At 47.8% G+C, this 1,275-nt stretch carries 10 tRNA genes and 2 rRNA genes; all 12 read right to left on the bottom strand.

Going from position 1 to position 1,275, the window contains the following annotated elements:
- A 16S ribosomal RNA gene (locus KNQ02_RS15500) occupies positions 1 to 70 on the bottom strand; the annotation flags it as partial.
- A gap of 124 nt (positions 71 to 194) precedes the next feature.
- Positions 195 to 271: transfer RNA gene (locus KNQ02_RS15495), tRNA-Pro, on the bottom strand.
- A gap of 5 nt (positions 272 to 276) precedes the next feature.
- Positions 277 to 350 (bottom strand) — tRNA-Arg (locus KNQ02_RS15490).
- A gap of 8 nt (positions 351 to 358) precedes the next feature.
- Positions 359 to 441, bottom strand: a tRNA-Leu gene (locus KNQ02_RS15485).
- Between the two features lie 36 nt (positions 442 to 477).
- A tRNA-Gly gene (locus KNQ02_RS15480) sits at positions 478 to 552 on the bottom strand.
- A gap of 14 nt (positions 553 to 566) precedes the next feature.
- Positions 567 to 650 (bottom strand) — tRNA-Leu (locus KNQ02_RS15475).
- A 7-nt stretch (positions 651 to 657) separates the two neighbouring features.
- Positions 658 to 733 (bottom strand) — tRNA-Lys (locus KNQ02_RS15470).
- A 26-nt stretch (positions 734 to 759) separates the two neighbouring features.
- Positions 760 to 835: transfer RNA gene (locus KNQ02_RS15465), tRNA-His, on the bottom strand.
- 16 nt (positions 836 to 851) lie between these two features.
- A tRNA-Thr gene (locus KNQ02_RS15460) sits at positions 852 to 927 on the bottom strand.
- A 9-nt stretch (positions 928 to 936) separates the two neighbouring features.
- Positions 937 to 1,012: transfer RNA gene (locus KNQ02_RS15455), tRNA-Phe, on the bottom strand.
- A gap of 27 nt (positions 1,013 to 1,039) precedes the next feature.
- Positions 1,040 to 1,115 (bottom strand) — tRNA-Asp (locus KNQ02_RS15450).
- Positions 1,116 to 1,187: 72 nt separating this feature from the next.
- A 5S ribosomal RNA gene (gene rrf, locus KNQ02_RS15445) occupies positions 1,188 to 1,275 on the bottom strand; the annotation flags it as partial.

Here is a 1,275-nt window from a genome sequence, read left to right as displayed (position 1 = left end):
TGCGCTCGACTTGCATGTATTAGGCACGCCGCCAGCGTTCGTCCTGAGCCAGGATCAAACTCTCCATAAAGTGTTTGACTTGCTCGTTTGTGTGACTAAAAGTCACGTTGACGAAGCTTGCGCTTCATTCATTGTTTGTATCCGAAGATACGTTTTTGCCTCATCGTTCAGTTTTCAAAGTCCGATAATAATAATGGTCGGGAAGACAGGATTCGAACCTGCGACCCCTTGGTCCCAAACCAAGTGCTCTACCAAGCTGAGCTACTTCCCGAAAAGTGCACCCTGAGAGATTCGAACTCCCGACCCCTTGATTCGTAGTCAAGTACTCTATCCAGCTGAGCTAAGGGTGCATAATAAGTGCGGTCGAGAGGACTTGAACCTCCACAGTGTTGCCACCACTAGGCCCTCAACCTAGCGCGTCTACCATTCCGCCACGACCGCAAATTATGCTATTTTTTGTTACTTCTATTTAAAAAATGGAGCGGAAGACGGGATTCGAACCCGCGACCCCGACCTTGGCAAGGTCGTATTCTACCACTGAACTACTTCCGCATTATAAATATAAATGGTACGGGTGAAGGGACTTGAACCCCCACGTCAAAGACACTAGATCCTAAATCTAGCGCGTCTACCAATTCCGCCACACCCGCATAAAAATGGTGTGTCATGCAGGATTCGAACCTGCGACCCTCTGATTAAAAGTCAGATGCTCTACCAACTGAGCTAATGACACAAACTAGTATTAAATTAAAAATAAAATGGGGCGACTGATGGGAATTGAACCCACGAATGCCGGAATCACAATCCGGTGCGTTAACCACTTCGCCACAACCGCCATATTAAATAAAAAATGGTGCCGGCAACAGGAGTCGAACCCGCGACCTACTGATTACAAGTCAGTTGCTCTACCAGCTGAGCTACACCGGCAGGTGTAAATGGTGGCTTTGGACGGAATCGAACCGCCGACACGAGGATTTTCAGTCCTCTGCTCTACCGACTGAGCTACAAAGCCATAATGAAAAAGATCGGTAAATAAAAATGGCGGTCCTGACGGGATTCGAACCCGCGATCTCCTGCGTGACAGGCAGGCATGTTAACCGCTACACCACAGGACCGTGGTAACTTGACGACTTCTATAATGTTATATTAGTCAGTCAAAATTGTCAAATACTTTATTAAAAAAGTATGCCTGGCAACGTCCTATCCTCACAGGGGGAAGCCCCCAACTACTTTCGGCGTTCAAGTGCTTAACTTCCGTGTTCGGCATGGGAACGG

This window comes from Exiguobacterium sp. s102, assembly GCF_018618635.1.
GTDB lineage: Bacteria > Bacillota > Bacilli > Exiguobacteriales > Exiguobacteriaceae > Exiguobacterium_A > Exiguobacterium_A oxidotolerans.
The sequence above is the reverse complement of the archived record's forward strand: the minus strand, read 5'-3'. Positions and strand labels throughout refer to the sequence as shown.